The organism is Cellulomonas terrae (assembly GCF_007990265.1).
In the GTDB taxonomy this organism is placed as follows: Bacteria; Actinomycetota; Actinomycetes; order Actinomycetales; family Cellulomonadaceae; genus Cellulomonas; species Cellulomonas terrae.
Genome location: NZ_BJWH01000043.1, coordinates 1 through 5,105, shown reverse-complemented (window position 1 = coordinate 5,105; position 5,105 = coordinate 1). Strand labels below are relative to the sequence as shown.

Below are 5,105 nucleotides of genomic sequence, written 5' to 3'. Positions count from 1 at the left end.
CGCGTTGGAACGCCTGCGCTGTGCCCTTGGCATCGGTGCGGTTGATCCCCAAGACGCGCACGCCCTTGTTCTCGTAGTCGTTGGCCAAGGAGACCAGGTCCGGGGCTTCCTTGCGGCACGGGGGGCATGCGGCGTACCAGGTGTTCAGCACGATGACGTCACCGAGCCAGGCCGAGGTGTCGATGGCCTGCCCTTCGTAGTCCGTGCCGTTGAGGGCCACAGCCTCGCCACGGTCGCCAACCGGCCACGTCTGGGTCGTGCCGTCACCGGACTGGTAGCCCTGGTCGGCGACGTCGGCCGGCTGGCCGCTTTCCTTGGTGATCTCCGCCGAACATCCGCTGGCCAATGCGAGGAGGACGGCGGCCACGGCGGCAGCGCGGGTGGTGGCTCGGCGCCGTCTGGTCGCGGCTGTGGGGCGATCGGGGTGGGTGGTCATCGTGGTCCTATCCGGGGTGGCGACTGCCGCTCAGCGGCCGAGCAGAGGTCGCGGGTTCACGGTCGAACCGTTCACGTAGACCTCGAAGTGCAGGTGACAGGCACCGGACAAGCCGGTGTTGCCCGAGTAACCGATGAGCTGGCCCTTGGCCACGCCCTGCCCGGCCCTGACCACTGAGCGGGTCAGGTGGTTGGAGCTGCTCATCAGCGAGTTTCCGTCGACGGTGCCGTAGTCGAGCATGACTTGGTTGCCGAAGCCGTTGCGCCATTGCGACCAGACCACGGTCGCGTCCCGCGGCGCGTACAGCGCGGTGTCGCACCCGGTGCGCAGGTCGATGCCAGCGTGCAGGCGCACGTACCCCAGGATCGGGTGCAACCGCATCCCGTACTCCGAGGTCACGTACATCGGATTGATCGACGTCGGGTTGCCAAACACAGCTCCGGACACCGAACCCGACGGAGCCTCGACTGGTGGCGGCTTCTGCCCGGCTGCCTCCGCGGCGGCACGCGCAGCCGCTTCAGCGGCCTCACGGGCGGCTCGCTGTTCGGCGATGATCGCGGCGAGCTCGCGTTCGATCGCCGCGCGCTGGGCGTCGATCTCGGCCTGTTCGGCCTCCGCTTGGGCCTTCAGGGCCGTGATCGTGTTCTGTCGTGCGGTCTGGTCCGCGATCAGCCGGACGATCTCGTCTTCGCGTGCCTGGGCGACGCGTCGTGCCTCGTCGGCTATGGCGACCTTGGCTTCCGCCTCCTGCTTGAGCTCGGCCACGCGGTCGGTGACCGCACCGAGGCGTGCCTCGCTGTTGCGGTTAGTGGCCTCGACTCGGCGCAGGTCATCCAGGACGCGGGCCTGGCTACGCAGAGCTGCGTCGACGAGGCGCGCGTTGTCCAGGAAGTCACTGGCGTCCTCCGCGTCGAGCATCACGTCCAACGCCGAGACACCGGGTGCGCCCCGGTAGGCCTCTCGGGCCATGGCGCCCACCGCGGCGCGCAGCTCATCGGCGTTGGCACGGTCCGCTGCGATGGTGGCGGTCAGGCTGCTGCGCTGCTCGGTGGCGTCCTGCAGCCGGTTCGCGACGATGATCGCCTCACGCTGCGCCGCCTCCAGGGTCGCTCGTGCCTCTTCGAGCTCGGCCTTTGCGGCGGGCAGCCGGGACTGCGTGGCCTGCAGGTCGAGCACGGCTTGGCTGAGCTGGACGCTGAGGCCCTCGATCGAGGCGCGCAGCTCTTCGGCGCGCCGGTCTGCCGCGCTGCTGCGGCGCTCGGCCTCGGCCCGGCGATCGTCGACCGGGTCGGCATGACCTGCGCCGGCGGTGCCAGCCAGGATGACCACAGCGCAGAACAACGCAGCTACCGTCCGGCGCCGTCCGTGGGCGGTCCGGATCCGGCCAGAGGTCGTGGGGCTCGTGCCCTGAGGGATGACGCGACGCAGCATGTCCGAAGTGGCCGGGATGGGGGACAGGGAAGATGGCGCGGCCAGCGGCAGGTTATGCACAGGGCGCCGCCTGGATCGCTTCGGACACGCGACCGCTCCCTGTGAACCGAGCGGCCCGCCTGAGCGCAGCGCGCAGTTCAGGCATGGCTGGGATGCTCGTGGCTGCGATGACTGACCGGTTCGACCTGGAACGTGGAGTGCTCGACGAGCACATCGAAATGCGTCGCGACGCACTCCTGGAGCTGGTCCAGGATCCGTCCCGCGTGGCCGTCGTTGAAGCAGCCTTCGTCGACCACGACGTGCGCGCTCAGGACGGGGAGTCCCGTGGCGATGAGCGACGCGTGGAGGTCGTGGACCTCCCGAACGTGCTCCACCTCGAGCAGGTGAGTGCGAACCGCGTCCAGGTCGAGTCCCGGTGGGGTGGCCTCGAGCAGCACCCTGATGGTCTCGCTCAGCAGCTTCAGGGCGCGCGGCACGATCAACGCCCCGATGAGCAGGCCGGCGACGGCATCGGCCTGCAGCCACCCGGTCGTCGCGATCACGATGGCCGCCACGATGACCGCCACGGAGCCGAGCGCGTCGTTGAGCACCTCAAGGAAGGCCGCTCGCAGGTTGAAGTTCGCTGAGCGCTTCGAGGACAGCACCAGCAGGGACGCGATGTTGCCGACCAGCCCGATCACCCCGAAGATGACCAGCTCGCCGGCCGGGATCTCGGGCGGGTCGAACAAACGCTGCACTCCCTCGACCAGGACGTAGATGCCAACCGCGAGGAGGACGGCCGACTGGGCCAGCGCGGCAAGGACCTCGGCCCGCCGGTAGCCCCAGGTGCGTTGCGGGGAGGCCGGACGCAGTGTCAGCGACGCCGCGAACAGCGCCAGGAGCAGGCCGCCGGCGTCGGTGAGCATGTGCGCCGTGTCGACCAGCAGCGCGAGGCTGCCAGTGACGACGGCGCCGATAGCTTGAGCAACCAGGATTGACGCCGTGATGGCGAAGGCGATCGCAAGTCGCTTGCGATGGTCCTCTGCGCCTGCGGGAGCGTGGTCGTGATCGTGGCCCATCAGAGCGTGTCCTTCGAAGGGTGCGGGTTGGTTGTGGTGTGCACGGTGCGGTTGCTGCCTCGAGGCCGCGACCGTCCCACGCCCGGCAGGAATCGGCCGACCCGACGGGTGTAGTCGGCGTACTCCACCCCGTGAGTGCGCGCCAGGTACGGCTCTTCGACGACACGGACCTGCTGCTCGATCGCGACGATCAGGCACACCAGGGCTGCAGCGCTCACAGCGGTGGGCACCAGCAGCGTCAGGCCCAGCAGCGCGGTTGCCATCGCGGTGAAGATGGGGTTGCGGACCACGGAAAACATGCCAGTCGTGACCAGGCCGGTGACCTCGGTCCGGTCGACGCCGATCCGCCACGAGGAACCCATCCCCGACTGAGCGACCAGCACAGCGAGGAACCCCCCGATCGCGAGGATCATCCCCATCCAGCCCAAGACGCCTCCGGCGCCCGCAGGCACCGGCACCAGACCGGTTATGGCCAGTGCCGGGGCCGCCGCGGCGAGCACCAGGGCGGCGATGAACAAGACACCGCCCCACCACTCGGCCGACCCCGGAGCTCCCGAGACTCCGCGGTATCCGCTCTGGCCGGTGCGCCGCCTGTGTAGCCAGGTGCGCAGCCCGAAGATGCAGGCGATCCCCACCACGTAGAGGCCCATCGCGAGGGCGGCGGCGGTGTCAGTCGTCATCATCATCATCGCCTTCAATCAGCTCGCCTTCCCAGGCCTCCATGCCTTCGTGGATGGCGAAGGCGGCGATGATGAACGCGGCGACGGGGTCCAGCCAGGAAGCACCGGTGAGCTGGAAGAGCAGCACGCCGGCCAAGGTGGACACGCTCAGCCACACACAGATCCGGGTCTCGGCCGCATCGGCGAGGATCAGGTTGTCCCCGAGGCGCACGCCCACAGCCCGCTTCATTGCCGCCAGCACCGGCATCACGATGATCGAGGCCATCAGCATCACGATCACCGGAGTCGACGTCTCCGGCGTCTCCCCACCGACCAGGCTCCGGATGCCTTCGAAGGTCACGTACGCCGCCAGCAGGAAGAACGTCGCTGCGACTGCCTTCAGGGTCAGGCGCTCCATGCGCTCGTCCGCCTCGCCGTGACGCAGTCGGCTCGCAAGCCGAAGCCCGACCAGGACCGCAGCGACCGACTCGATGCCTGAGTCGATGCCGAAGCCGACGACCGACACCAGCCCTGCCATCAGACCCAGGGTGATCGCGATAGCGCCCTCGGCCACGTTGTAGACGACGGTGAACTGGGCCAGCCGCAACCCCCGCCGGGTGAGCCGCTCGACCTCCAAGTCCGTGAGTTGCGCAGGCTGGCTCATGCCGGAACATCCGTCGCGGACAAGGTCGCCGTGCCGTTCACACCGAACGTGGGGCACAAGGTGACGGCATCCCCAGTCAGACCCAGCAGCCGCTCCGCGGCGGCGAGCACGTCCAGCAACGCCTCGGGGTGCGTCAGGCGGAACACCGAAGCGCGTCCCTCGGCCCTTGAGCAGACCAACCCGCAGTCACGCAGGCACGCCAGGTGCTTCGAGACCGTCGACTGCGCCAAGCCGAGGTGCTCGACGAGGTCCACCACCCGGTGCTCACCGGATGTGAGGTGCTGCAAGATGACCAACCGCGACGGATCGCTGAACCCGTGGAACAGGCAAGCAGCTGCCGATAGCCCCTCCTGCGCACGCGCGGCGGGAAGGCGGTTGGCACTGGCACGCTGCATCGTCATTCGGCGATGCTATCGTCTATGACCGATTCCCGGTAGGCCTGGATGCAGAGAACCACTGCGTCCGGGTAGCCGGTGGCGTGTTCCACCAGATCTCGCGCCCCTGCGTCGGCTCCACCCATTGCTCTTGCACCCATACTTCGTGCTGCAGCTGAGCAGGGACGTGCTCACCGACCCCGATCGCAGGATCGCGGCGCCCCAGCTCGGCGAGTAGCGTCTGCTGGACTCAGCCCCGCACACACCATCCCCTGCGTGTGCGGGGTCGACGAGCACCACGAGCGATCGGTTCCTTACAGACCTCGCGGCACATCCAACGGCAGTGTTTGGCGGGCAAGGGGATCCGCCTACCGCGACCGGGCGTCCTCACACGCTTGGTGACCCTCATGCGTGCGCATCAGGGCAAGAATCGGTCGATCCAGCTGAGAATCGGTCCGATCCCACGACGCTCGTGCCAGCCTT

Annotated in this window: 6 protein-coding genes; all 6 read right to left on the bottom strand. The window is 68.6% G+C overall.

The genetic code is table 11. The features are described from left to right. Positions 1-367: TlpA disulfide reductase family protein (locus tag CTE05_RS19985; RefSeq protein WP_246123781.1), on the bottom strand; the 367-nt coding region annotated here is incomplete at its 3' end. 99 nt (positions 368-466) lie between these two features. Continuing rightward, positions 467-1,765, bottom strand: coding sequence for a M23 family metallopeptidase (locus CTE05_RS19980; protein WP_246123780.1), 1,299 nt, complete (start codon positions 1,763-1,765; stop codon positions 467-469). A 239-nt stretch (positions 1,766-2,004) separates the two neighbouring features. Further along, a complete protein-coding gene (locus tag CTE05_RS19975; RefSeq protein ID WP_146848045.1) occupies positions 2,005-2,925 on the bottom strand; it encodes a cation diffusion facilitator family transporter in 921 nt (306 codons plus the stop codon). Further along, the gene (locus CTE05_RS19970; protein WP_307724306.1) at positions 2,925-3,614 is read right to left on the bottom strand and encodes a methyltransferase family protein; all 690 of its coding nucleotides are present in this window, start codon (positions 3,612-3,614) and stop codon (positions 2,925-2,927) included. The genes CTE05_RS19975 and CTE05_RS19970 overlap by 1 nt, the downstream gene beginning before the upstream one ends. Further along, positions 3,595-4,248, bottom strand: coding sequence for a cation diffusion facilitator family transporter (locus tag CTE05_RS19965; protein ID WP_146848044.1), 654 nt, complete (start codon positions 4,246-4,248; stop codon positions 3,595-3,597). The genes CTE05_RS19970 and CTE05_RS19965 overlap by 20 nt, the downstream gene beginning before the upstream one ends. After that, on the bottom strand, positions 4,245-4,643 hold the full coding sequence (locus CTE05_RS19960; RefSeq protein ID WP_246123782.1) for an ArsR/SmtB family transcription factor: 399 nt from the start codon (positions 4,641-4,643) through the stop codon (positions 4,245-4,247). The genes CTE05_RS19965 and CTE05_RS19960 overlap by 4 nt, the downstream gene beginning before the upstream one ends. Between the last annotated feature and the right edge of the window lie 462 nt (positions 4,644-5,105).